The organism is Pseudoxanthomonas sp. GM95, assembly GCF_900109775.1.
Classification (GTDB): Bacteria; Pseudomonadota; Gammaproteobacteria; order Xanthomonadales; family Xanthomonadaceae; genus Pseudoxanthomonas_A.
On the sequence record NZ_FOAX01000001.1, the window covers coordinates 1,139,787 to 1,163,548 of the forward strand.

Genomic DNA, 23,762 nt, shown 5'->3' on the forward strand with positions numbered 1-23,762 from the left:
GGGACGGCCAGTCTAGGTCATGCGCGCCTTGCGCAGGTTTCACTGCGGTGTGGGCGCATCCATCGCCGCGCGGCGGGCCTGGAACACTTCCGGCGCCTGCGGCTTGACGAACAACGCGGTGAGTTCGGGATACTGTTGTTTGACCGCGTGTTCGATGCGGGTGATGCAGGCCTCGATCTGCGGGGTGGTGCGGTCGTCCTCGAACTCGGCGCTGAGCATCGCCACGACCTGGTTCGGCCCCATCTGCATCGTGGTCACGCCGTTGGGATTGCGCAGGTCGCCGTCGGCCCTGGCGACGTCCAGGATCGTCTGCGCGATCTTGGGATGCGCCGGTTCGCCGACCAGCAGGCCCTTGGTTTCGCGCGCCAGCAGGAAGGCCGCCACCGCCAGCACCGCGGCGATGCCCAGCGAGGCCACGCCGTCGAGTACCGGCATGTCCAGCAGCTGCGCAGCAAGCAGGCCGGCCAGCGCGATGCCCAGGCCCAGCAGCGCGGCGCTGTCTTCCAGCAGCACGGTGAAGGTGGAAGGATCCTTGCTGCGGCGGAAGGCTTCGAAGTAGCCCAGCTTGCCCTTGGTCGCGCGGAACTCGCGCAGGGCGACGAACCACGACGCGCCTTCGAACAAAATCGACACGCCCAGGACGATGTAGCTGATCAGGTGATTGGTGGCCGGTTCCGGCTTGCGGATGTGCTGGATGCCTTCGTAAGCCGAGACGCCGGCGCCAGCGGCGAACACCAGCAGCGCCACGATGAAGCTCCAGAAATACAGCTCGCGCCCGTAGCCGAACGGATGGGTCGCGTCGGGCCTTTTCTCCGCGCGATGCAGGCCGTAGAGCAGCAACAGCTCGTTGACGGTGTCCACCAGCGAGTGCACGCCTTCGCTGAGCATGGCCGAGCTGCCGGAAATGCCGGCGGCGATGAACTTGGCAATGGCGATCGCCAGGTTGCCGGCCAGGGCGGCGTAGACGACGAGGCGTGAGCCGGAAGGTTGGGCCATGGGCGTGGGGATGCGGCGAGGGGAGCTGTCATCGTGGACAGGTGCGCGTCCGCATCACGTGAGCCGTGGCGCGGTACGGGCAGGCACGTCGCTGCGATCGTGTCAGTGGCCGCTACAATCGCGCGCCCTGTTTGAGCTCCACGCCATGTCCGATGTTCCCGTCTGTCCCCAGTGTTCGCTGGAGAACACCTACGCCGATGGCGCCTTGATGGTCTGTGCGGACTGCGGCTTCGAATGGAGCGGCGAGGCGCCGGCGCAGGCGGCGCTGGTGGTGCGCGACAGCAACGGCAACGTGCTGGTGCAGGGCGATACGGTCACGGTCATCAAGGACTTGAAGGTCAAGGGTTCCTCAATCCCGCTCAAGCAGGGCACGGTGATCCGCGGCATCCGCCTGGTCGAGGACGATGCCGAACACATCGAAGGCAACTCCGACAAGATCAAGGGCCTGGTGCTGAAGACCTGCTTCCTGCGCAAGGCGTAGGGCGAATCAACGCGGCGCCGGCATCGGATCCAGGTGCGGCGTGGCCACGCCGGCGAGCCAGTCCATGAAGGCGCCGACCCGGCGCGGCAGGTGCCGGCGCCGCGGATAGAGCAGGGTCAGCGGCATCGGTTCGGCCGGGGCGCCGGGCAGGATCTCGACCAGTTCGCCGGCCGCCAGTAGCTTGCGCACGCCGATCGCCGGCGGCTGGATGATGCCGAAGCCGGCCAGCGCCGCGGCCACGTAGGCGTCGCCGCTGTTGACGGTGATCGGGCCGGGCAGGGCGCGCATGGCGTAGCCGGTGCCGTCGAAATATTCGAACCCCGGCGAGCGCTGGCCCAGCGTGCCGACGTAGTGCACCAGCTGGTGGCCTTCCAGCTCATCGATGCTGCGCGGCGTGCCGTGTTTGGCGAGGTAGGCCGGGCTGGCGCAGCTGGCGATCGGCATCATTCCGAGTGGGCGCGCCACCAGTGAGCTGTCGGCCACGGTGCCGCCGCACAGCACGCAGTCGAAGCCCTCGCGGATCACATCGACCAGGCGGTCGGTGCTGCTGATTTCCACCTCCAGCAGCGGATGCTCGGCCAGGAACTCCGGCAGCCGCGGCAGCACGTAGCCGCGCGCCAGGCCGCCGGACATGTCCACGCGCAGCCGGCCCTTGAGCTGTCTCGCCTCGCGGAACATGCCGTGGAGTTCGTCCATGTCATCGGCCAGGTCGCGGCTGCGCTGGTAGAAGACTTCGCCATCGGCGGTCAGCTGCACCCGGCGCGTGGTCCGGTGGAGCAGCTGGGTGCCGACGTTGGCCTCCAGCCGCTGCACGGCGGTCGAGACGCTGGCCTTGGGCAGCCCCAGTGAATCGGCGGCGCGGGTGAAGGCGCCCAGTTCGGCCACGCGCTGGAAAATGCGCAAGGTGTCCAGGGAATCCATGGATTGTTCGCCATTGATGAACGATTAAATCAGGATCGCGTGGTTTATGCTCCATCGCAAGCGCAATAGCCTGCAGGGCATCGGGCAACCCCGCCCGCATTCCGCAGGAGTTTTCCATGAGCCGCAGCACCCACATCACCTTGATCACCGGCGGTAGCCGCGGCCTGGGCCGCAATGCCGCGCTGGCCCAGGCCGACGCCGGCAGCGATGTCATCCTGACCTACAACACGAATGCACAGGCCGCGCAGGACGTCGTCGCCCAGATCGAAGCCAAGGGTCGCCGTGCCGTGGCGCTGCCACTGGACGTGGCCGATGCCGACGGCTTTGTCGCCTTCGCCGGGCAGGTGAAGCAGGTCCTGGCCGGCTGGGAGCGCAGCGATTTCGACGCACTGGTCAACAACGCCGGCACCAGCCTGCATGCCTCCATCGCCGAGACCACCCAGGCGCAGTTCGACGAGGTGGTGAAGGTGCACCTGAAGGCGCCGTTCTTCCTGACCCAGGCGCTGCTGCCGCTGATCGCCGATGGCGGCCGCATCCTCAACGTGTCCAGCGGGCTGGCGCGCTTCGCGCTGCCGGGCAGCTCGGCCTACGCGATGGTCAAGGGCGGCATCGAGGTCTTCACCCGCTACCTGGCGCGTGAGCTGGGCGAGCGGGGGATCAGTGCCAACACGTTGGCGCCGGGCGCGATCGCCACCGATTTCTCCGGCGGCCTGGTCCGTGACAACCCGCAGGTCAATGCCACGGTGGCCTCGTTCACCGCGCTGGGCCGGGTGGGCCAGCCCGATGACATTGGCCCGGTGGTCGCCGCGCTGCTGGCGCCGGGCACCGCGTGGATCAATGGCCAGCGGGTGGAAGCCTCGGGCGGCATGTTCGTCTGAGAGCTGCATCTAAGACGAAATGCGTATTGCATTCCCACACTGTTGCACGGTGCGGGGATGCATGTTGCGTGCGTTGCACGGCACACTAGGCGATCCTTTTGACAGTCAGGTGCTGTGGCGATGCCGCGCAACAAGCCCAACTTCCATCAGATCGCCGAACTCGCCGGGGTCAGTCCCAGCACCGTCGACCGCGTGCTCAACGACCGCGGCGGCGTCTCCGAGGCGCGCCGCAAGAAGGTGCTGGAGGCCGCGCGCCGGTTGGGCACCGGCCGCGTGCTGCCCAGCTCGGTGCGCGGTTCGATGCACTTCGACATCATCCGCACCAAGGCCGAGAACGAATTCTCCCGCCGCATGGAGCAGGCGCTGCAGCGCGTGGCCAGCATGCTCGGCAAGAGCATCGTCCTGCACCGCAGCGTGTGGGCATCGGAAGACCAGGCGCCGCTGGTGAAGTTCATGACCAAGCCGCGCCATCGCCGGCATGGCCTGATCATGGTCGCCGGCGATACGCCCGAAGTGCGCGGCGCGCTGGAGCTGGCCGTCGGCAACGGCATGCCCGCGGTGCTGATGGTCAACAACCTGCCGGGCCTGGGCCAGAACGTGCCTTACGTGGGCGTGGACAACCGCGCCGCGGGTGCGACCGCCGCGCTGCTGATGGGGCGCTTCCTGCGCCGCGAGGGCCGGGTGCTGATGCTGACCGGCCTGTCCAACTTCCAGCCGTACCGGGAGCGCTCGGAAGGCTTCACCCAGGTCATGAAGCGCGACTTCCCGCACCTGGAGCTGGTCGGCCCGGTCGACATGCGCGACGAGGAAGAACTGGCCGAGGCAGCCGTGCGCAGCCACCTGCGCGGTGCCACGCCGCTGGTGGGCATCTACGGCAACGGCCAGGGCACGACCGGCGTCGATCGCGCGCTGGGCCGGCTTTCGCCGGAAGAACGCCCGGTCTGGATTACCCACGAATCCACCCCGCAGCACGATGCGCTGCTGCGTGCCGGCCGCATCTCGGCCCTGATCGACCAGGATCCGGAAGCCCAGGCGTTCCACGGCATGCAGTACCTGCTGTATGCCAACCACGACGGCCCGGCGCCGGCCGTGGCCCAGACCCGCTTCCACATCATCACCGCCGAAAACGCGCCGCCGCCGCTCTGATCCGACGCGCCTTGCATCTTCCGCAAAAAAAAGAAGGCCGCTTGCACGGCCTCTTCTTTTTGCGTGGTGCGCAGGCTCAGGCGGCGTTTTCCTGCCCGTCGACCTTCTTCAGGACGCGGGTATTGCCGAGCACTTCGACCCGGCCGCCGGCCTTGCGGAAGGCTTCCAGGTCGGCCTGCAGGCGTTCGTGGGTCAGCGCGCCGCCTTTCTCGTTGCCGCTCTTGGCCTTGGCCATGGTCATCTTGGAACTGGTACGGGGCATTGGGATCTCCAGGGTCAGTACATCGTCAAGGGAATGCCGCGGCGCAGCTGGTCGTGGTGGACCTGGCGGATGTCGCGGCAATAAGGGGCGCCCATTACGAAGCGGCGGCATACGGTCGGGCGGGCCTCGTAGATGGTGCAGCCCATGTCGGGCCCGACCGCCACGCACCAGCCTTCTTCGTCCCGGGCCATCACGCGCAGTCCTTCGTGCGTGCGGGTGGTGAGATAGCCGGGCACCCGCGTGTCGTCGGCATCGAGCACCACCGTCAGCCGGCAGCAGATCGCATCGCAGCCACTGCATTGCACGGTCGGGTCGATGCCGTCTTCGATTGCGTCGAGGGCCATTACTGCAAGGCCTCGGTTCCACGGTGGTAATACAGCAGGTGCGCCTCGCGCTTTTGTCCGGGGGCCGCGGCAAGCCGCGGCGTGGTCAGGCGGAGCCCATGTTCGGCAAGGCCCCGGGTGAAGACGCCGGCGTGGCCGCGCGCCGGATCGCAGATCACCACCTCGCAGGCCGGCCGCATCAGGGAAGGCAGCAGCGCGACCAGCGCCAGCGCCGGGCCACGTTCGTACAGCACGTCGCTGCCGATGATCAGATCGAAGCGGCCCATGTTCTTGCTGCCGGTCGCCCAGTCCATGTGGCGATAGGGCACGGCATCCAGATCGTTGAGGCCGGCGTTGTAAGCCAGGAACACCTCCGCCAAGGGATGGTGGTCGGTGGCCACGATCTCAACCCCGCGGCGCCGCAGCACCAGGCTGGCCAGGCCCAGGCCGCAGCCCAGTTCCAGCACGCGCTTGCCCTGCACGACATGGGTGGCCATGGCCAGCGCCAGCAGTTCGCCGGACGGCCAGACCTGACCGAACAGGCTCCACTGCGCCGAGGAAATGCCCGCGATTTCCGCCAGGGCGTCGGGATCGGCGAACTGCTGCAGATCGCTCAGGGCGCGGATGCGGAAATGCTGGTCGCCAAAGGCGTAGTCGCGGATCTGGGTCGAATAGCCCGACACGGGCGCTCCCGGGTGGAGATGCCGGCCCTGCTGGGCGACACACCGAAGGAAAGAGAGCGAGAGACGGGCGCCGGAGTGGCCGGACGAAACGCGCGCGTAGCAGCGTGGAACATCTGCATGATAACACAAATGTTCCACACTGGCTTTACCGCTTGGGAATGGCGTGATAGCGCCCGCGCATGCCGGTCCAGCGCTGTGGCAACGCCGCGCTCAGTTCACGGCTTCAGCGGTCAGCGCCGGATAGTCGGTGTAGCCCTCGGCACCGCCGCCATACAGCGTGGCCTGGTTGAAACTGGCCAGCGGCGCGTCCTGGCGCAGGCGCGCCACCAGGTCCGGGTTGGCGATGAAAGGCCTGCCGAAGGCGACCGCATCGGCCTTGCCCGCGGTCAGCGCGGCCACCGCCATGGCTTTGTCGTAGCCGTTGTTGACGATCCACGGACCGCTGAACTTGGCTTTCAGCGCGGCGTAGTCGAAGGCGATGTTGTCGCGCGGGCCGCCGGTGGCGCCCTCGATCACGTGGATGAAGGCCAGGCCGCCGATGGCTTCCAGCCGCGCGACCGCGCGCTCGAACAGCGGCTGCGGGGCGCTGTCGTGGGCATCGTTGGCCGGGGTCACCGGTGACAGGCGCACGCCGGTGCGGCCGGCGCCGATTTCCTCAGCCACGGCGTTGACCACTTCGTCCAGCAGGCGGGTGCGATGTTCGATGCTGCCGCCATAAGCGTCGGTGCGGTGGTTGCTGCCGTCGCGCAGGAACTGGTCGATCAGGTAGCCGTTGGCCGCATGCACTTCCACGCCATCGAAACCAGCCGCGATGGCATTGCGCGCGGCGGTGCGGTAGTCGGCGATGAGCGCGGGGATTTCGTCCAGTTCGAGCGCGCGTGGCTCGGACACATCGACCATGCCCTCGGCGGTGAAGGTCTGCGCCTTGGCGCGGCGTGCGCTGGGCGCGACTGGGACTTCGCCCTCCGGCAGCAGGCTGACGTGGGAGATACGGCCCACGTGCCACAGCTGCAGGACGATCTTGCCGCCGGCCGCGTGGACCGCGTCGGTCACGGCCTTCCAGCCGGCGACCTGCGCCTCGCTATAGATGCCGGGCGTGTCTAGGTAGCCCTGGCCGAGCGGGGTGATCTGGGTCGCCTCGGCGATGATCAGGCCGGCGCTTGCGCGCTGGGCGTAGTAGTCGATGGCCAGCGGCGTGGGCACGCGGCCTTCGATGGCGCGGTCACGGGTCAGCGGGGCCATGACCACGCGGTTGGCCAGGGCGATGTCGCCCAGGCGGGTGGGAGAGAACAGGACACTGACATCAGAAGCGGAATCGGCCACGGACAGGCTCGCAGGTTGGGAAGGAGGCTGCCGATCCTGCGCGCGGGCGTGTTGCCGGCGGGTGCAAACCCGCGGCCATGGCTGGAATGCAGCATCCATCATGTCGGAAGAGCCTCGGACCGCTTGGAATCCGCTCGCCGGGCCGGTAGCGTGGCGCGCCTCCCATCCACTACCGAGTGTTTCCATGATCCAGCGTTTCGATACCGGCCCGCGCATGTCCGAGATGACCGTGCACAACGGCGTGGCCTACCTGGCCGGGCAGATTGCGGAAGCCGGCGGCGACATCGGCGCCCAGACCCGCGAAGTGCTCGGCCACATCGACGCGCTGCTGGCCCAGGCCGGTTCGGACAAGTCCAAGATCCTGCGCGCGGAGATCTTCATGGCCGACCTGTCCGAGTTCGCCGGCATGAATGCCGAGTGGGAAACCTGGGTCGTCCCCGGCCACACCCCGGCCCGCGCCACCGTGCAGGCCCAGCTGGCCAAGCCGGAATGGAAGGTCGAGATCGTCATCACCGCCGCGGTCTGATCGCGCACCGCCTGCATGCCGCGCGGCGTGGCCAAAGCTGATTTGCCACGCAAGCGCTGCCCGGTGTGCGGGCGGGACTTCACCTGGCGCAAGAAATGGGCGCGCGACTGGGATCAGGTCGTTTACTGCTCCGACGCCTGCCGTAAAGGCACGCCACGCGGGCCTGCCGAGCCGGCCAAGAGATAGAGACCATGCAGGACGATTTCTTCGCCCGACCCAGCGCGCCGCCGCCAAGCCTGTTCTTCGCCCTGATGCCGGCCGACGGCGACCAGGCGGTGCTGGACGAAGCCGCGCGCCTGCATGGCACGCGCTTCGGCCAAATAAAGCCGGTGCTGGCAGCCAAGCGCCACGTGACCCTGCTGTACCTGGGCCAGCCGATGGACGAGCAGATCCCATCGGTGGTGGCAGGTGCGCAGCGGGCGATGGCCAGCGTGCAGGGCGACCCGTTCGTGCTGACGCTGGATCAGGTCGCCGTGTTCGGACGCAATTCGGTGGTATTGGCCGCATCGCAAACGCCGCGCGCGCTGGCCGAGCTGGAAGTACGCGTGCGCCAGGCGGCCATGCTCAACCGCCTGCTGCTGGCCAAGTCGCCGGCGTTCCATCCGCATCTCACGCTGGGCCACAACGACGATCGCCGCGCGCCGCCGGAAGACAGTCCGCCGGTGCGTTTGGCGTTCGGCGAAGTCGTCCTGCTGCGCGGCGTGACCGGCGCGCCTTACGAGGTGCTGGGGCGCTGGTCGCTGGACTGAGTGGGCGTGACCGCGCGTCCGCCCAGCACGCCCATGAACGCCGCCGCGGCGAGCACGCACGCGGCGATCAGGAACGCCGTGCCGATATAGGGAATGCCCGCATTCGGCCCGACCGAAGCTGAGTACACCCAGCCGAAAAACACCGGCGAGAGCACGCCGGCAATCGCGCCGACGCTGTTGTTGGCGCCCTGCAGCTGGCCTTGTTCGGACTCGGACACGCGCTGGGTCATCAGCGACTGGATGGTCGGCATCGCCACGCCCCACAGCGCGTTGGGCAGCATCGCCGCGACGAACAGCCAGCCGGTCGGCGCCAGGCCCATGCAGGCGATGCCGATCGTGCCGAAGCACAGCCCGATGATCATCGTGCGACGGTCGCCGAAGCGCTTGACCATCGGCGCGGTCAGCGTGCCTTGGACCACCATGTCCAGCGCGCCGACCAGGGCGAGCAGCATGCCCACCTGCCACGCGCCCCAGCCGTAGCGCGCGCCGGCATACAGCACGAACACCGCCGAGAACACGTGGTGGGCGAAGTACAGCAGGAAGTTCACCACCGCCAGGCCGGTCAGCTCCTGGTGCGAGCGCAGCAGGCGCAGCGCGCCCAACGGATTGGCGCGATGCCAGGAGAAGGCCATGCGCCGCTCCTGGCTCAGTGACTCGGGCAGCACGAACAGGCCATAGCAGAACGCCAGCGCGCTCATCGCCGCCGCCGCCCAGAACGGCGCACGCGGCGACCATTCGCCCAGCACACCGCCAAGCAGCGGTCCGGCGACGAAGCCGGCGCTGAAGGCCGCACCGATCAGGCCGTAGCCGCGGGCGCGGTTTTCCGGCGTGGTGATGTCGGCCATGTAGGCATAGACCGTGGTGAAGCTGGCGGTGGTGATGCCCGAGACGATGCGCCCGGCGGCCAGCCACCAAAGATTCGGTGCGACGGCCATCAGCAGGTAATCCACCGCCAGCCCGGCCGTGGACAGCAGGATCACCGGCCGGCGTCCGTAGCGGTCCGAGAGCGAGCCGACGATCGGCGAGACCAGGAACTGCATCAGCGCCCACAGCGCGACGAACACGCCATTGATCAGGCCGGCGCGCGAGGTCGAACCGGAGAACTGTTCGATCAGGTGCGGCAGCACCGGGATGATGATGCCCATCGCGACGATGTCCAGCATCGCGGTGACCAGGATGAAGGCGACGGCGGCTTTGCCGGCACGGAACGCGGGAAGTGACATACAGGATTCGCGCAGGGCCGCTGGGCGGCGGGAAGGGCGGCAGCGGCTGACGCAGGGAGGACCGGGCTGGCCTGACGCGAGGGCGATGGTAGCGCAGGGCGATGGTGGTTCGGATTTGCCTGACAGGCCGGCGCGTCGTGCGCCGATGGGCAGCGCGATCGTCGCTTGCGAAGCTGGGTGTGCAGCGCAGGCAGGAGGCCGCCGATGCAGTGGACGCGCCCATGGACCGGGCAGGGCAACAGGACGCTGCCCGCGGTTTTCGCTTTCAAGATGGCGCCCTTTGGCGTGGCGGTCGCGCTGGTGATGCTGGCGGGCAGCCGTGGTGGCCTGCTGTTGCCGGCCTTGCCCGCGCGCTGGGTGCTGGTGGTGCTGCTGTGCCTGGGCATCGGCCTGTGGTGGCGGCCGGGCGGGTTGCGGCTGCTGGCGGCGCTGCTGGTCGGGCTTGCGTGGACAGGATTGCAGGCCGGGCACGTGTTGTCGGCGCAACTGCCGCCGCGCTTCGAAAAGCAGGACCTGGTGCTCGAAGGTCGGATCGTCGGCCTGCCGCAGGCCGAGGCGCGGCGCACGCGGTTCGATTTTCTGGCCGATGCCTGTCCGGGCGAACAGGCGCGTGGTTGCGGACGCAGGCTGCAGCTGTCCTGGTACGACGACTTCGGTGCCACCGCGCCGGGCCCGCGCACCCAGCTGCACGCCGGCGCGCGCTGGAAACTGGTGGTGCGCCTGCGCGCGCCGCGCGGACTGGCCAATCCTGGTGGCTTCGACAGCGAGCGTTATGCGCTGGCCCGGCGCGTGGCCGCGACCGGCTACGTGCGCCAGGTCGAGCGGGCGCGTGCGTTGTCGCCGCCGACCGGCGTGGATGCCTGGCGCGAGCGCATGTCGGCGCGGATCGCGAGCCAGGCGCCCCCCGCGTCGCAGCGTTTCGTGCGCGCGCTGGCGCTGGGCGATACCGGCAGCCTGGACGATGCCGACTGGAACACACTGCGTGCGGCTGGCCTGACCCATCTGATCGCGATCTCCGGCTTCCACGTCGGACTGGTCGCCGGCCTGGGCGCGCTGCTGGTGGCCGGGCTGTGGCGGCTGTTCCCGCAGCTGGGGCGCTGGTGGCCGCGGTCGATGGCGGCCGGCGTGGCGGCGATGGGGTTCGCCACGGGCTATGCGGTGCTGTCCGGGTTCTCGCTGCCGACCACGCGCACGGTGCTGATGATTGCGGTGGTGGCGCTGGCCCGCTGCGGACGACGGCCTGCGTCGGGCGTGCAGTCACTGGCGCTGGCCACGCTGGCGGTGCTGCTGGTCGATCCGCTGTCGCCGCTGGTCGCCGGTTTCTGGCTGAGCTTCGCCGGCGTGGGCTGGCTGCTGTGGTGCCTGCCGCGCAGCGATGCGCCGCTGCTGCGGCAGTTCCTGTCCGCGCAGGGCGTGGCCAGCCTCGGGCTGCTGCCGCTGACGGTGGTGCTGTTCGGCCAGGCTTCGCTGGCCGGGCCGCTGGCCAATTTGGTGGCGATCCCTTGGTGGAGCCTGGTGATTGTGCCGTTGTCGCTGCTGGGCACCGGGCTGGAAGCGCTGCACGCCGGCTGGGGTACGCCGGCGTGGTGGCTGGCCGGGCATGCGTTCGAGCCGAGCTGGGCGTTGTTCGCGTGGATGGCGCGCAGCCGCTTTTCCTTGTGGTGGCTGGCTGAAGGCGCGTGGTACACGCTGCCGTTGGCGCTGCTGGGCGCGTTCTGGTTGCTGCTGCCGCGCGGCGTGCCGGGCAAGCCATTGGCGCTGCTGCTGTGGCTGCCGCTGATGTGGCCGGACACCGGCCGTCCGGCCCCGGGCGAAGTCGCACTGACGGTGCTGGATGTGGGGCAGGGGCTGTCGGTGCTGGTCCGCACCCACGACCACGCGCTGCTGTTCGATACCGGGCCTGCGGTGGCCGATGGCTTCGATGCCGGCGAGCGCGTCGTCGTGCCGGCGCTGCATGCATTGGGCATCGATGCGCTGGACCGGGTGATGGTCAGCCACGGCGATGCGGATCATGCCGGCGGCCTGGGCGCGGTGCTGCTGGGCATGCCGGTGCGCGAGGTGCTGGCGCCTTCGGGTTCGCCGGTGCCGCTGCAGACCGCCTGCCGCCGCGGCCAGGCTTGGGAATGGGATGGCGTGAGCTTCGAAGTGCTGCATCCGGCGCGCGGCTTTCCCTATTTGGGCAACGAGGCCAGCTGCGTGCTGCGCGTGCAGGCGCGGCAGGGCGCCGCGCTGCTGACCGGCGATATCGGCCAGGTCATCGAGCGCAAGCTGCTGCGTGAGCAGCCCACTAGGCTGCGCGCCGAGGTCGTGCTGGCGCCGCATCATGGCAGCGATGAATCGTCCGATCCCGGCTTCGTCCAGGCCACGGGCGCGCGGTTGGCGCTGGTGTCGGCCGGGTATGGCAACCGCTTCGGCCATCCGCGCGCGCAGATCGTGCGGCGCTGGCAGCAGGCCGGTAGCGAGGTGCTGAACACCGCCGACAGCGGCGCACTCACGGTCTGGCTAGGCGCGGACGGGCTGGCCGTGCGTGAACGCCGCGCCTGGCAGCGGCGCCTGTGGGACGCGGTCGGGGTGCGATCAAGCGCTGCGCTATCCTATCGGTCTGTGACTACACGGCCCCAAGCGCCGGAGGATTGAACGTGCTGGAACTGGTCAAGGCGGGCGGTTGGCCCATGATCCCGCTCTTGCTGCTTGCCGTCTTGGCCCTGGCCATCGTGGTGGAGCGCTTCTGGAGCCTGCGTCGCAAGGAGATCCTGCCGCCCGGCCTGGGTGAGGAAGTCCGCCGTTGGGCCGCCTCGGCCAATCTGGAAGACACGCACATCGAATCCCTGCGCCAGACCTCGCCGCTGGGCGCGCTGCTGGCCGCCGCGCTGGACGTGCGCCATCGCTCGCGCGACGTGGTCCGTGAGCGCATCGAGGACACCGGCCGCCACCTGGTCCATCGCATGGAGCGCTTCCTCAACACCCTGGGCACGATTGCCGCGGCCGGCCCGCTGCTGGGCCTGCTGGGCACGGTGGTCGGCATGATCCAGATGTTCCTGGGCATCCTCGATCACGGCCTGGGCGATGTGAACCAGCTTGCCGGCGGCATCGGCAAGGCGCTGGTGTGCACGGCCACCGGCATGCTGGTAGCGATCCCGGCGCTGATCTTCCATCGCTATTTCCGCGGCAAGATCACTGGCTACGTGGTCGAGATGGAGCAGCAGGCGATGGCCCTGTCCGACGCGCTGGAAGTGCGCAACGCCGCCGCGCCGCGGCAGTACGACTGAGCCGCGCCGCATGCGTATCCGCGACGACCGTGCCCACGACGAGCCGGAGATCAACCTGGTCCCGCTGATCGACGTGATCCTGGTGCTGATCATCTTCTTCGTGATCACCACCACTTTCGATGCGCGCTCGACCCTGCAGCTGCAGCTGCCTTCGGCCTCACAGCAGCAGACGGGCACGCCGCCCAAGGCGTTGAGCGTGCTGATCAATGCCGAGGGGCGTTATTTCGTCGGCGACAGTGAAGTGCTGCATACCGATGTCGATGCGCTCAAGCGCGCGCTGGTCCAGGCCGCAGGCAAGGACCGCGGCCAGTCCGTCCTGCTACGCGCCGACGGTCGCACCCCGCACCAGGCCGTGGTCACCGCGCTGGACGCGCTGGCCCAGTTGAACTTCAAGCGCGTCTCGATCGCCACGGCGCCGGAGCCGGCCAAGTGAGTGCAGCCGCGCCCGATTCCGGGTGGAAGACCTATCGCCGGCTGCTGGCCTTCGCTGGACCCTACCGATGGCTGCTGCTGCTGGCCTTTATCGCGGCCTTGGTGGAGGCGGCCGGGACCGGTGCCTTCGCGCATTTGATGGAGCCGATCACCAACCGCACCTTCCTCAACCAGGATCCGCAAGAGTCGCAGTGGCTGATGCCAGCGATGATCGTGGGCCTGTTCCTGGTGCGTGGCGTCGCCGGCTACATCACCGACATGTCGATGGGACGCGCGGCGCGCAGCATCGCCCGTGACCTGCGGGTCAAGGTGTTGAGCAAGTACCTGCGCCTGCCGGGTTCGCGTTTCGATGCCGAGCCGGTGCCCTCGATGCTGGTGCGGCTGGGATCGGACTCGGACCAGGTGGCCCAGGCCGCCGTGGACGCGTTGAAAACCATGATCCAGCAGGCGCTGCAGGCGATCGCACTGCTGATCACGATGTTGATTACCAGCTGGCAGGTCACGATCGCGATCGTGCTGCTCGTTCCGCCGCTGGCGTTCGTGATGAGCAAGGTCGCCAAGCGTTACCGCCGTGTCAGCCATCGCATCCAGGAAAGCGGCGCGCAGCTGCTCCAGGCCGCCGACCAGACGCTCTCGAACCAGCAGGAAGTGAAGGTCTACGGTGCGCAGGCCTCCGAGCTGCAGCGTTACCACGCACTGGCCGATCGCAACCTCAGCCTGGCGATGAAGGTCGAATCCACCCGCGGCCTGTCCACCGCGACGGTGCAGATGATGGGGGCGATCGGCCTGGCCGCGCTGTTGTTGATTGCCGGGCACGAAGCCGCGGCCGGTCGCCTCAGCGCGGGCGGGTTCTTCACCCTGCTGCTGTCGATGGCCGGCATCATCCCCGCGCTGAAAAACCTCACCAGTGTCCAGAACGTCCTGCAGCGTGGCGTGGCCTCGGCCGAGCGCCTGTTCTCGGTGCTGGATGCGCCGGACGAAGCCGATGCCGGCACGCGCCCGCTGACCCGGGCCAAAGGCACGATCGAGTTTCGCGACGTCACCGCGCGCTATCCGGGCCAGAGCAAGCCGGCGCTGGAGCACATTAGCTTCACCGCGCGGCCCGGCACGGTCACCGCGATCGTCGGCCGCTCGGGCAGTGGCAAGTCCAGCCTGATCAAGCTGATCCCGCGCTTTTACGATGCGGAAGACGGGCAGATCCTGGTCGATGGCGAGCCGCTGCAGGACTACGCACTGGCCGACCTGCGCCGGCAGATCGCGCTGGTCGGCCAGCAGGTGATGCTGTTCGACGGCAGCATCGCGGCCAATGTCGCCTACGGCGAGATGCAGTCGGCCGATCCGCAGGCGCTGGATAAGGCACTGCGTGGCGCGCATGCGATGGAATTCGTCGAGCAGCTACCCGAAGGCAAGGACACCGCGATCGGGGTCAAGGGCGGCAAGCTCTCTGGTGGCCAGCGCCAGCGCCTGGCGATCGCCCGTGCGATGCTTAAGGACGCGCCGATCCTGATCCTGGACGAAGCGACCGCCGCACTGGACAACGAATCCGAGCGCCTGGTCCAGGACGCGCTGACCCAGCTGATGCCCGATCGCACCACGCTGGTCATCGCCCATCGCCTGTCCACCATCGAGCACGCTGACCAGGTGCTGGTGCTCGACCACGGCCGCCTGGTCGAGCAGGGCACGCACCACGAACTGCTGGCCCGCGGCGGCCTGTACGCGCAGCTGCACGGTGCGCAGTTCCGCGAAGCCGAATGAGCAAGGCGCCTAAGACGCCGCGCCACTGGTTCGACGGTGCGCCGGTGCCGCCGCTGGCGGGCCTGCTGGAGCCGATCTACGCCAGCGCGCTGAAGCTGCGCGGCGCGCTGTTCCGCCTGCACCTGCTGGCCCGCAAGCGCGCGCCGGTGCCGGTCATCGTGGTCGGCAATGTCACCGTCGGCGGCACCGGCAAGACGCCGCTGACCATCGCGCTGGTCCAGCGCCTGCGTGACGCCGGATGGACGCCCGGCGTGGCCAGTCGCGGCTACGGCCGTAACGACGAAGCCTCGCCGCGTTGGGTGGACCTGCAGACCACGCCGGCCGACGGCGGCGATGAGCCGGTGCTGATCGCCCGTCGCACCGGCGTGCGCGTGCGCGTGGACCGCGATCGTGTCGCCGCGGCACGTGCGCTGGCGGCAGAAGGCTGCGACATCGTGGTCTGTGACGACGGCCTGCAGCACTATCGCCTGCGCCGCGACCTGGAGATCGAAGTCATCGACGGCCGCCGCCGGTACGGCAACGGCCGCCTGCTGCCCGCAGGGCCGCTGCGCGAGCCCGCGGCACGCGGCCTGCGCTGCGACTTCCGTGTCGTCAACGGCGGCGCGGCGGGTTTCGGCGAATGGCCGATGACGCTGCAGTCCGAATGCGCGGTGCCCATGACGGCGGGCAAACCGCTGCCGCTGGCGGCGTTCAGCGGCCATCGCGTGCATGCGGTGGCCGGCATCGGCAATCCGGCGCGGTTCTTCGACATGCTGCGCGACTACGGCATCGGCGTGGTGCCGCATGCCTTCGACGACCACCAGGCCTACACCGCGCAGGACCTGCAGTTCGGCAGCGACCTGCCGCTGCTGATGACAGAGAAGGACGCGGTGAAGTGCGCGGGTCTTGTCGGCGACTGGGCCTACAGCGTACCGATCGAGGCCGCCCTGCCGGAAGCCTTCTGGGTGGCCCTGGAGGCGCGCCTGCTGCCGCTGCGCGCGCAGGCTGCGCGCCGTACATCCAAGCGTGGAAAGGCCTGAGCGCAGGCGCTTCCCTGTGCAGCAACTGCGTTGTCCTCGCCCGCGACATGCCGACGACGGCGCGCGAACGTGGTCGCCGTACCATCCACGCACCGCGAATGCGCCGATGGCGCGCCGCCTTGATGGCCTGCTGCATCGCCACCACCTGATCGGACATGCGAGACCGTGCTGATGGCTGAACTGAACGAATCCTTCGTCGTCGCGATTCCTGCGCGCCACGACGCCTCGCGCCTGCCGGGCAAGCCCTTGCGACTGCTGGGCGGCCGGCCGCTGGTGCTGCACGTGGCCGAGCGCGCGCTGGATGCAGGCGCGCGCGAGGTCTGGGTCGCCACCGATGACGAGCGCGTGGCCCGCGTGCTGGAAGGCAGCGGCGTGCAGGTCGCGATGACTGCCGCCAGCCACGCCTCGGGCAGCGATCGCCTGGCCGAATGCGCCGGCATCGCCGGCTGGGACGACGACACGCTGGTGGTGAACCTGCAGGGCGACGAGCCCTTCGCACCGCCCGAAGGCATCCGCGCCGTCGCTGCGGCGCTGTCGGCCAGCGGCCATCCGATGGCGACCCTGGCCACGCCGATCCTTGAGGTCGAGCAGGTCTTCGACCCCAATGCGGTCAAGCTGGTGATGGCGGCCAACGGCGATGCGCTGTATTTCAGCCGCGCGCCGCTGCCGTGGCACCGCGATGGCTTCGCCCGCAGCCGCGAGACCTTGCCGGAATCGGCCGCGCCGTTCCTGCGCCACATCGGCATCTACGCGTATCGCGCCGGCTTCCTGCGCCAGTTCACCGCGCTGCCGCCGGGCAACCTGGAGCGCACCGAATCGCTGGAGCAGCTGCGTGCGCTGGAGGCGGGATTCAAGATCGCCGTGGCGCTGACCCCGGCCGAATTCCCGCCGGGCGTGGACACGCCGGAAGACCTGGAACGCGCCCAGCGCCATTTGGACGGATTGGCGTGATCGCATACAGCGGTTCGTGGCGGCATCCGGCGAGGGGTCGATTCGCAGGCGCAGGCGGTTGGCTGTCGTCCCGTTGCGTGAACACGCCTCCGGCATAATCCAGGGCAGATGACCGCAACCCACGCTCCCGATTTTCCTCACGGCCTGCACTGGCTCAACGCCGCGCCGATCGCACTGCGTTCGCTGGAAGGCAGCGCGGTGGCGCTGGCCTTCGTGGATCCGGCGTCGGCCTGGTGCATGCAGCGCCTGGCCGACCTGGCGGTGCTGCAGCGGCGTTATCCCGGCCGCCTGCAGGTGCTGGTGCTGGCGGTACCGCGCTTCGACGTACACCGCGATCCGGTCGCCGTTCTCAAGCGCCTGCGCCGGCACGGGGTGAGCTTCCCGGTCGTGCATGACGTGGACTGGCACGTCTGGCAGCGTTTCGAGATCGAATCCTGGCCGACCATCGTGCTGATCGATGCCAAGGGCCGGATGGTGGACCGCATCGTCGGCACGCCGGGCATCGGCGCACTGGAAGCGGCGATCGCCACGCTGTGCGATCCGCTGCCTGAGCCGCTGGAAGACACGCGCCGCGCCGAAACCCATCCCGAGCCGCGCCTGCCGCTGCGTTTTCCCACCGGGCTGGTCGCCACCGCCGACCGCCTGTACGTGGCCGACAGTGGCCATCACCAGATCCTGGAATGCACCCACGCCGGTCGCGTGCTGCGCCGCTTCGGCAACGGCACCGCCGATGCGCTGGATGGCGAGGCCGAACTGGCCAGCTTCTGCCGGCCCAACGGGCTGTCATTGCTGCGCGAGTCGCTGTTCGTGGCCGATACCGGCAACCACCTGCTGCGCCGGATCAACCTGCGCAGCGGCGAGGTGCAGACGATGCTGGGCAATCGCCGCGCGGCGATGCCCTCCGAAGGCCCGATCCGCGCGCTGCGTGACGTCTCGCTGCCATCGCCGGTCGCCCTGGTGGCGGGCAACAGCCATGTGCACGTGACGCTGGCCGGCGACAACCGCATCTGGACCTGGAACCAGGCCGAGGGCCTGGGCATGCTCGAATGCCGTGCCGGTTCCGGCCAGATGGGCCAGCGCGATGGCGCCGGCATCCTGGCCAGCTTCGCCCAGCCTTCCGGTCTGGCGCAGGTCCAGCAAGCGCTGTACGTGGCCGACACGCTGGCCTCGTCGATCCGCGGTGTGCAGCTGCGTGGCGACCTGACCCAGACCCTGGTCGGGCAGGGCCTGTGGGAGTTCGGCGATGCCGACGGCCAGCGCCAGCAGGCGCAGCTGCAGGCGCCCGAGGCGCTGGCGCTGGACCCGGATTCGCCGCTGCTCTGGATCGCCGATACCGGCAATGGCTGCATTCGCAGCCTGCGCCTGGGCGGCGGCGTGGTGAGCAAGCTTGACCTCCGCAAGCTGGCGGGGCCGGCGGGTGTCGCCGCCTTCGGTGGCAAGCTGTGGATCTCCGAAACCGACGCGCATGCGGTGCTGTGCCTGGACCTGGCCAGCAACACGCTGACGCAGGTGCCGATCGACGCATGAGCCGTCGCGCAGTCCCAAAACCCGAAGACGCCTTCGACGGCAAGGCCTTTGCCGCCGCGCTGAGCACCGCGCCCGGCGTGTACCGCATGTACGCGGCCGACGACACGCTGCTGTACGTGGGCAAGGCGCGTGCGCTGCGCAACCGCGTCGGCAGCTATTTCAACAACGCGCCGCGCAATCCGCGCACGACGGCGATGATCGCGCAGATCGCGCGGATGGACGTCACCGTCACCCGCACCGAGGCCGAAGCGCTGCTGCTGGAAAACCAGCTGATCAAGTCGCTGACGCCGCGCTACAACGTCTCGCTGCGCGACGACAAAAGCTATCCGTACGTGCTGCTGACACGAGAGGATTTCCCGCGGATCGCGTTGCATCGCGGGCCGCGCGCGATTCAGGGGCGTTACTTCGGCCCCTACGCCAGCGCCGGCGCGGTGCGCGACACGCTCAACCTGATGCAGAAGCTGTTCAAGCTGCGCAACTGCGAGGACAGCGTCTTTCGTAATCGCACGCGGCCGTGCCTGCAGTTCCAGATCGGCCGCTGCACCGCGCCGTGCGTGGACCTGGTGAGCCAGCAGGATTACGACCAGTCGGTGCATCGCGCCTCGCTGTTCCTGGGCGGGCGCAGCGACGAGCTCAGCGATGAACTCACCGGCGAGATGGAGCGCGCCGCCGAGAAGCTGGAATTCGAAGAAGCCGCGCGCCTGCGCGACCTGCTCAAGCGTCTGCGCGGCATGCAGTCGCGCCAGTACGTGGATGGCCATGCGGCCGACCTGGACGCGCTGGCCTGCGCGATGCAGGGCAGCACGGCCTGCGTGCTGCTGCTGGCCTTCCGCGACGGTCGCAACCTGGGCACGCGCGCCTTCTACCCGCGCACCAACGGCGAGGAAAGTGCTGACGAAGTGCTGGCGGCGTTCGTGTCGCAGTACTACGCCGAGCAGGTTGCCCCGCGCGAGATTCTGCTGGACCGCGAGATCCCCGAGGCCGAGCTGATCGAGGCGGCGCTCACCTCCGCCGCCAATCGCAAGGTGCAGCTGAAGTGGAACGTGCGCGGCGAGCGCGCCGGTTACCTCGATCTGGCGCGGCGCAATGCTGAGATCACCCTGGCCACCGAGATGACCAGCCGCAATGCGCAGGCCGCGCGCAGCGTTGCGCTGCAGGAGCTGCTGGGGCTGTCCGAACCGGCCCAACGAATCGAGTGCTTCGACATCAGCCACACGATGGGCGAGGCGACGGTGGCCTCGTGCGTGGTGTTCGACGACAAGGGTGCGGTGCGTTCCCAGTACCGCCGCTTCAACATCACCGGGATCGAGCCGGGCGACGATTACGCCGCAATGCGCCAAGCGATCGAGCGCCGCTTCCGCCGCGCGATGGAGGAGGGCACGGTGCTGCCCGACGTGCTGCTGATCGATGGCGGCACCGGTCAGCTCAACCAGGCGCGCGCAGCCCTGGCCGATTTGGGCGTGGACGGCGTGACCCTGGTTGGCGTGGCCAAGGGCGTGGAGCGCCGCGCCGGCCACGAAACCCTGATCCTGGACGATGGCCGCGAAGTGAACCCCGGTGCGGCCTCGCCGGCACTGCAGCTGGTCCAGCAGGTGCGCGACGAGGCACATCGCTTCGCCATCACCGGCCATCGCGGCAAGCGGCAGAAGGCGCGCACCACCTCCAAGCTGGAAGACATCGACGGCATCGGCCCGCGGCGCCGCGCCAGCCTGCTCAAGCATTTCGGCGGACTGTCGGGCCTCAAGGCCGCGGGCGTGGAAGAAATCGCGCGCGTGGAAGGCATCAATGACGCCCTTGCGCAGCGCATCTACGCTAACCTGCACGGGCTGCCTGCACCGGCGAATCCCACCGCGCCCGGCCCTGATCGAACATGAAGTTGACCATCCCCACCTGGCTCACCCTGCTCCGGATCGTGCTGATCCCGGTGCTCGTGGTGGTCTTCTACCTGCCGTTCTGGTGGACCAGCATCGCCTCGGTGACCGTCTTCACCATCGCCGCGGTCACCGACTGGCTCGATGGCTGGATCGCCCGCCGCTGGCACCAGTACTCGGCCTTCGGCGCCTTCCTGGACCCGGTTGCCGACAAGCTGATGGTGGCCGTGTCGCTGTTCCTGATCGTGCAGGGGCATCCGACCCCGTGGATGGCGTTCTGGGCGGCGGTGATCGTCGGTCGCGAAATCGCGGTCTCGGCGCTACGCGAGTGGATGGCCGAAATAGGCCAGCGCGGCAAGGTCAAGGTCGCCTGGGTCGGCAAGTTCAAGACCACCGTGCAGATGGTGGCGCTGGGTTGCCTGCTGTATTCGGTGCGTCCGGCCAGCCACGGCCTGAGCAATATCTGGATGAGCGTGCCGGTTTTCCACATCGGCGACTGGCTGCTGGCGGTGGCCGCGCTGCTCACTTTGTACTCCGGATACCTGTATCTGCGGGCTGCCTGGCCGAGTCTTCGAGAAGATGAGCAAGCAGCCGTTGACACCGGCAAGAAAGACACTACAATTTCGCCTCTCTCGCGGGATTAGCTCAGTTGGTAGAGCGCAACCTTGCCAAGGTTGAGGTCGAGAGTTCGAGTCTCTTATCCCGCTCCAAGTTTCAAAACGTGTTCGAAGGCAGGCTGCTTCAAGCACGTGGATGAAACTCCTCAAAAGGGGTTTTGTTTTGTCGGAAGGTCGCAAGGCCAACCGCGCGTCACCGGCCTGGTGGCAGAGTGGTCATGTAGCGGACTGCAAATCCGCGTACGCCGGTTCGATTCCGACCCAGGCCTCCAAAACTTAGAACGAAAGTCCGGTTCGCCGAATTTTCCAGCAACACGCGGGATTAGCTCAGTTGGTAGAGCGCGACCTTGCCAAGGTCGAAGTCGAGAGTTCGAGTCTCTTATCCCGCTCCAATCCGAAACCGGCATTGCCGGCTTCACGATCAAGGCCCTGGTGACAGGGCCTTTTTCGTTTCTGTAGATCCACCATCGCCACGATGCCTGCAACGCCGCACCCATGCGTGCACGAGGTCATCGCAGCGATGGGCGCATCGGCTGCTTCCTGTTAGCCTGCGCACGGCCTTCCTGCCCGGATGGCGAAATTGGTAGACGCATCGGACTTAAAATCCGCCGGGGGCAACCCCTTGCCGGTTCGATTCCGGCTCCGGGCACACCATCTTCAAACAGGGTTCGACGCGATCTGTCGCCTGCGTCATCACGCGACACGACTTTCTTTCTCTCGCCCATGCACATCAAGTTGCGTTGCCGAGGCGTGGCTTCGCGCTACTGATTTGAGCGCGTTGGGCGCGCAACGCATATGCCTGCGCGATCTCGAAAGTGAGTGAGCGATGCGACACGCGGATCGCGGCGCTGGCATCGGCCGCGCGTTGCAAGGCCGCCGGCCGCCGCTGCGCACGTTCCTGTGGGAAGCGGAAGGGCGCTGATAGCGCCTGTTCCCCACCCGCGGGAAAGGACGCACGCCACGATGCCCATGCAATCCGCTCCGCCGATGCCTGATTGGCTACAGCTGCAAGACGAGGCCGACTATTGGCGCGCGCACCTGCAGGCGCTGCCTTGCGCGCGACAGGGCGACACGCTGGAAGATTGCTGGCCGCTGATCGAATGCGTCTACCTGCTGTACGTGCGCCATCCGCGCGCGACGCTGCAGGAAGCGCTGCATCTGTACGAGGCAGCGACGAAGGGCCTGGAGCGGGGCATGGACCATGAGCAGATGGCCACGCTGTTCGCGCGGGTCTGGAGCCGCATCCTCAAGCGTGCCGGTGGGCGTGCGCTGCCCGACTGGCTGCCAGGCGCGGGCGGTGATGCCTGATTTGTGCGCGTCGGCTGTGTGCGAAAAGCGCGCGGGACACGGTCGATGCTGCGGAAATGGAAAAGATTGCAGAAACGGTTTGACCGGATGCGCAGGGGCCATTATGATTTGCGCCCCGATCGGGCCTGAGGGTCTGCATCGCGGGCGGTTAGCTCAGCGGTAGAGCATTGCCTTCACACGGCAAGGGTCGCAGGTTCGATCCCTGCACCGCCCACCAGACACCTTGATTCGCAGGTGTTGTGCGAGTCACGAAGAGCCCGGCCCAGCGCCGGGTTTTTTGTTTTTCAGTTCAAGCGATTTACGCGCTTCGTGCACTGATGCACGGCGCTCGTCGCCTCGTGCGAAAGAGATGCGTTTCGCTTGGTTGAACGCATTGCATCAACAGGGCAGGCAAAGAAAAAGCCGGCGCAGTCGCCGGCTTTTTCTGTTCCAGCATCTTGCGTGGATCAGGCGATGGCTTCTTCCATGATGCGCTTGATGTCATCGCTGGTTTCGGCCGAGGCTTCAGAATCCTGGCGGGCCTGCATGAGCGGGCAGTGCGCGCTCATGTAGTCGATCTCCAGGTTCAGGCGCTCCAGCAGGAAGTCGACGAACGCGCGGACCTTGGGCGACTGCACATGGCCACGCGGGAACACCGCGTTGAGCACGTATTCGCCGCCGGTCCAGCCGGCCAGCACGCGCTGCAACAGGCCGGCTTCGACGAACGGCTTGACCATCACGTCGGCCGCGATCACCAGGCCTTCGCCGCACAGCAGCGCGCCCTTCAGTGCGGCTGGATCGTTGGCGACCAGGATCGGATTGACGGTGAAGTCACGCGCGCCGTTACCGTCGTCCAGCGACCACGTATAGCTGTTGCCGTGGCGATGCTTGGGCATGGCGAAGGTGCGGTGGTACTGCAGGTCGTCCGGATGCAGCGGTTCGCCGTGGCGGGCGATGTAGCTCTTGGCCGCGAACACCTGCGTGTTGAGCACGCCCAGCTTGCGGGCGACCAGATTGGAGTCGGGCAGGTTGCCGATGCGCAGGGCCAGGTCGACTTCGCCCGCGATCAGGTCAATCGGCTCATTACTGAGCAACATCTCGATGCGCACCTCGGGATGGCGCGCGTGGAACTCGCCAAGCAGCGGGGCGATCTTGTCGATGCCGATGGAGTAGGGCGCAGTCACGCGCAGCCAGCCGCGCGGGCCGGCATGCAGCTGGCCGACGGCGCTCTCGGCCTCGGCCAGTTCGCGGGCGATGCGCTGGCAGTGCTCGTAATAGACGTTGCCGGCTTCGGTGAGGCCCAGCTTGCGCGTGGTCCGGTGCAGCAGCTGCGCGCCCAGGCGCGTTTCCAGCTCCTGCACCTTGCGGCTCACGGTGGTCTTGGGCAGGCGCAGGGCGGCGGCGGCGCCGACGAAGCTGCCTTGCTCGACCACCTTGACGAAGATCAGGGTGTCGTTGAGGTCATGGGACATGGGACTTCCTCGTTGGGGAGGGATTGGACCGGGTGCGGGATGATTATTCCC

The 23,762-nt window shown here is 68.2% G+C and carries 24 protein-coding genes and 5 tRNA genes; 21 read left to right on the forward strand and 8 right to left on the reverse strand.

Annotated features, from left to right (window positions below; all coding sequences use genetic code 11):
- Window positions 1-39: 39 nt before the first annotated feature.
- Window positions 40-996 carry a cation diffusion facilitator family transporter gene (locus tag BMZ17_RS05400; protein WP_093136837.1) on the reverse strand — a complete coding sequence of 319 codons (957 nt, stop codon included), beginning with the start codon at window positions 994-996 and terminating at the stop codon, window positions 40-42.
- Between the two features lie 145 nt (window positions 997-1,141).
- Between BMZ17_RS05400 and BMZ17_RS05405 the strand changes: the two genes are divergently transcribed.
- The gene (locus BMZ17_RS05405) at window positions 1,142-1,477 is read left to right on the forward strand and encodes a zinc ribbon domain-containing protein YjdM (protein WP_093136840.1); all 336 of its coding nucleotides are present in this window, start codon (window positions 1,142-1,144) and stop codon (window positions 1,475-1,477) included.
- Between the two features lie 6 nt (window positions 1,478-1,483).
- Here the strand turns inward: BMZ17_RS05405 and BMZ17_RS05410 are convergent, their stop codons facing one another.
- Window positions 1,484-2,398, reverse strand: a complete 915-nt coding sequence (locus BMZ17_RS05410) for a LysR family transcriptional regulator (protein WP_093136843.1) — start codon at window positions 2,396-2,398, stop codon at window positions 1,484-1,486.
- Window positions 2,399-2,514: 116 nt separating this feature from the next.
- Between BMZ17_RS05410 and BMZ17_RS05415 the strand changes: the two genes are divergently transcribed.
- Both BMZ17_RS05415 and BMZ17_RS05420 read left to right on the forward strand, forming a co-directional pair.
- The gene (locus BMZ17_RS05415) at window positions 2,515-3,276 is read left to right on the forward strand and encodes an SDR family NAD(P)-dependent oxidoreductase (RefSeq protein ID WP_093136846.1); all 762 of its coding nucleotides are present in this window, start codon (window positions 2,515-2,517) and stop codon (window positions 3,274-3,276) included.
- A 120-nt stretch (window positions 3,277-3,396) separates the two neighbouring features.
- Window positions 3,397-4,422 carry a LacI family DNA-binding transcriptional regulator gene (locus BMZ17_RS05420; protein ID WP_093136848.1) on the forward strand — a complete coding sequence of 342 codons (1,026 nt, stop codon included), beginning with the start codon at window positions 3,397-3,399 and terminating at the stop codon, window positions 4,420-4,422.
- A gap of 76 nt (window positions 4,423-4,498) precedes the next feature.
- On the opposite strand, the gene BMZ17_RS05425 is transcribed toward BMZ17_RS05420, so the two are convergent.
- The 4 genes from BMZ17_RS05425 to BMZ17_RS05440 all read right to left on the reverse strand — a co-directional run bounded on the left by BMZ17_RS05425 (window position 4,499) and on the right by BMZ17_RS05440 (window position 7,013).
- A complete protein-coding gene (locus tag BMZ17_RS05425; RefSeq protein WP_093136850.1) occupies window positions 4,499-4,684 on the reverse strand; it encodes a hypothetical protein in 186 nt (61 codons plus the stop codon).
- Between the two features lie 14 nt (window positions 4,685-4,698).
- Complete coding sequence (locus tag BMZ17_RS05430) at window positions 4,699-5,028, reverse strand: YkgJ family cysteine cluster protein (protein WP_093136852.1); 330 nt, start codon at window positions 5,026-5,028, stop codon at window positions 4,699-4,701.
- The gene (locus tag BMZ17_RS05435; protein ID WP_093136855.1) at window positions 5,028-5,690 is read right to left on the reverse strand and encodes a class I SAM-dependent methyltransferase; all 663 of its coding nucleotides are present in this window, start codon (window positions 5,688-5,690) and stop codon (window positions 5,028-5,030) included. Before BMZ17_RS05435 ends, BMZ17_RS05430 begins: the two co-directional genes overlap by 1 nt.
- 210 nt (window positions 5,691-5,900) lie before the next feature.
- Window positions 5,901-7,013: an alkene reductase gene (locus BMZ17_RS05440; protein WP_254775189.1), complete on the reverse strand. Its 1,113-nt coding sequence runs from the start codon at window positions 7,011-7,013 to the stop codon at window positions 5,901-5,903.
- Between the two features lie 184 nt (window positions 7,014-7,197).
- Here BMZ17_RS05440 and BMZ17_RS05445 point away from each other — a divergent pair, with 184 nt between their 5' ends.
- Genes BMZ17_RS05445 through BMZ17_RS05455 form a run of 3 tightly spaced genes read left to right on the forward strand, consistent with a single transcriptional unit; the run spans window position 7,198 to window position 8,288 of the window.
- Complete coding sequence (locus tag BMZ17_RS05445) at window positions 7,198-7,539, forward strand: RidA family protein (protein ID WP_093136858.1); 342 nt, start codon at window positions 7,198-7,200, stop codon at window positions 7,537-7,539.
- 15 nt (window positions 7,540-7,554) lie between these two features.
- Window positions 7,555-7,725: a DUF2256 domain-containing protein gene (locus BMZ17_RS05450; RefSeq protein ID WP_093136861.1), complete on the forward strand. Its 171-nt coding sequence runs from the start codon at window positions 7,555-7,557 to the stop codon at window positions 7,723-7,725.
- A gap of 5 nt (window positions 7,726-7,730) precedes the next feature.
- Window positions 7,731-8,288, forward strand: coding sequence for a 2'-5' RNA ligase family protein (locus tag BMZ17_RS05455; RefSeq protein ID WP_093136863.1), 558 nt, complete (start codon window positions 7,731-7,733; stop codon window positions 8,286-8,288).
- Here the strand turns inward: BMZ17_RS05455 and BMZ17_RS05460 are convergent.
- Window positions 8,255-9,511 carry a TCR/Tet family MFS transporter gene (locus tag BMZ17_RS05460; RefSeq protein ID WP_093136865.1) on the reverse strand — a complete coding sequence of 419 codons (1,257 nt, stop codon included), beginning with the start codon at window positions 9,509-9,511 and terminating at the stop codon, window positions 8,255-8,257. The two genes, BMZ17_RS05455 and BMZ17_RS05460, sit on opposite strands and share 34 nt — an antisense overlap.
- 303 nt (window positions 9,512-9,814) lie before the next feature.
- Between BMZ17_RS05460 and BMZ17_RS05465 the strand changes: the two genes are divergently transcribed.
- From BMZ17_RS05465 to BMZ17_RS05535, 15 genes are all read left to right on the forward strand, one after another.
- Window positions 9,815-12,148, forward strand: a complete 2,334-nt coding sequence (locus BMZ17_RS05465; RefSeq protein ID WP_093138062.1) for a DNA internalization-related competence protein ComEC/Rec2 — start codon at window positions 9,815-9,817, stop codon at window positions 12,146-12,148.
- Window positions 12,149-12,150: 2 nt separating this feature from the next.
- Window positions 12,151-12,780 carry a MotA/TolQ/ExbB proton channel family protein gene (locus tag BMZ17_RS05470; RefSeq protein WP_093136867.1) on the forward strand — a complete coding sequence of 210 codons (630 nt, stop codon included), beginning with the start codon at window positions 12,151-12,153 and terminating at the stop codon, window positions 12,778-12,780.
- Between the two features lie 10 nt (window positions 12,781-12,790).
- Window positions 12,791-13,213 carry an ExbD/TolR family protein gene (locus BMZ17_RS05475; protein WP_093136869.1) on the forward strand — a complete coding sequence of 141 codons (423 nt, stop codon included), beginning with the start codon at window positions 12,791-12,793 and terminating at the stop codon, window positions 13,211-13,213.
- Complete coding sequence (gene msbA, locus BMZ17_RS05480) at window positions 13,210-14,967, forward strand: lipid A export permease/ATP-binding protein MsbA (RefSeq protein WP_093136872.1); 1,758 nt, start codon at window positions 13,210-13,212, stop codon at window positions 14,965-14,967. Before BMZ17_RS05475 ends, msbA begins: the two co-directional genes overlap by 4 nt.
- Window positions 14,964-15,986: a tetraacyldisaccharide 4'-kinase gene (gene lpxK / locus BMZ17_RS05485; RefSeq protein WP_093136875.1), complete on the forward strand. Its 1,023-nt coding sequence runs from the start codon at window positions 14,964-14,966 to the stop codon at window positions 15,984-15,986. The genes msbA and lpxK overlap by 4 nt, the downstream gene beginning before the upstream one ends.
- 171 nt (window positions 15,987-16,157) lie before the next feature.
- The gene (gene kdsB / locus BMZ17_RS05490; protein ID WP_093136878.1) at window positions 16,158-16,937 is read left to right on the forward strand and encodes a 3-deoxy-manno-octulosonate cytidylyltransferase; all 780 of its coding nucleotides are present in this window, start codon (window positions 16,158-16,160) and stop codon (window positions 16,935-16,937) included.
- A gap of 108 nt (window positions 16,938-17,045) precedes the next feature.
- Window positions 17,046-18,464: a hypothetical protein gene (locus BMZ17_RS05495; RefSeq protein WP_093136881.1), complete on the forward strand. Its 1,419-nt coding sequence runs from the start codon at window positions 17,046-17,048 to the stop codon at window positions 18,462-18,464.
- Window positions 18,461-20,338, forward strand: coding sequence for an excinuclease ABC subunit UvrC (gene uvrC / locus BMZ17_RS05500; protein ID WP_093136884.1), 1,878 nt, complete (start codon window positions 18,461-18,463; stop codon window positions 20,336-20,338). The genes BMZ17_RS05495 and uvrC overlap by 4 nt, the downstream gene beginning before the upstream one ends.
- Window positions 20,335-20,979 (forward strand): CDP-diacylglycerol--glycerol-3-phosphate 3-phosphatidyltransferase, encoded by a 645-nt coding sequence (gene pgsA, locus BMZ17_RS05505; RefSeq protein WP_093136886.1) that lies wholly within the window; start codon window positions 20,335-20,337, stop codon window positions 20,977-20,979. Before uvrC ends, pgsA begins: the two co-directional genes overlap by 4 nt.
- Window positions 20,970-21,045 (forward strand) — tRNA-Gly (locus tag BMZ17_RS05510). The genes pgsA and BMZ17_RS05510 overlap by 10 nt, the downstream gene beginning before the upstream one ends.
- A gap of 105 nt (window positions 21,046-21,150) precedes the next feature.
- Window positions 21,151-21,224 (forward strand) — tRNA-Cys (locus BMZ17_RS05515).
- A gap of 44 nt (window positions 21,225-21,268) precedes the next feature.
- Window positions 21,269-21,344: transfer RNA gene (locus BMZ17_RS05520), tRNA-Gly, on the forward strand.
- A gap of 173 nt (window positions 21,345-21,517) precedes the next feature.
- Window positions 21,518-21,601 (forward strand) — tRNA-Leu (locus BMZ17_RS05525).
- Between the two features lie 320 nt (window positions 21,602-21,921).
- Window positions 21,922-22,260 carry a hypothetical protein gene (locus BMZ17_RS05530; protein ID WP_139202794.1) on the forward strand — a complete coding sequence of 113 codons (339 nt, stop codon included), beginning with the start codon at window positions 21,922-21,924 and terminating at the stop codon, window positions 22,258-22,260.
- 142 nt (window positions 22,261-22,402) lie between these two features.
- Window positions 22,403-22,477: transfer RNA gene (locus BMZ17_RS05535), tRNA-Val, on the forward strand.
- A gap of 229 nt (window positions 22,478-22,706) precedes the next feature.
- On the opposite strand, the gene BMZ17_RS05540 is transcribed toward BMZ17_RS05535, so the two are convergent.
- Window positions 22,707-23,711 (reverse strand): LysR family transcriptional regulator, encoded by a 1,005-nt coding sequence (locus BMZ17_RS05540; protein ID WP_093136892.1) that lies wholly within the window; start codon window positions 23,709-23,711, stop codon window positions 22,707-22,709.
- Window positions 23,712-23,762 lie beyond the last annotated feature (51 nt).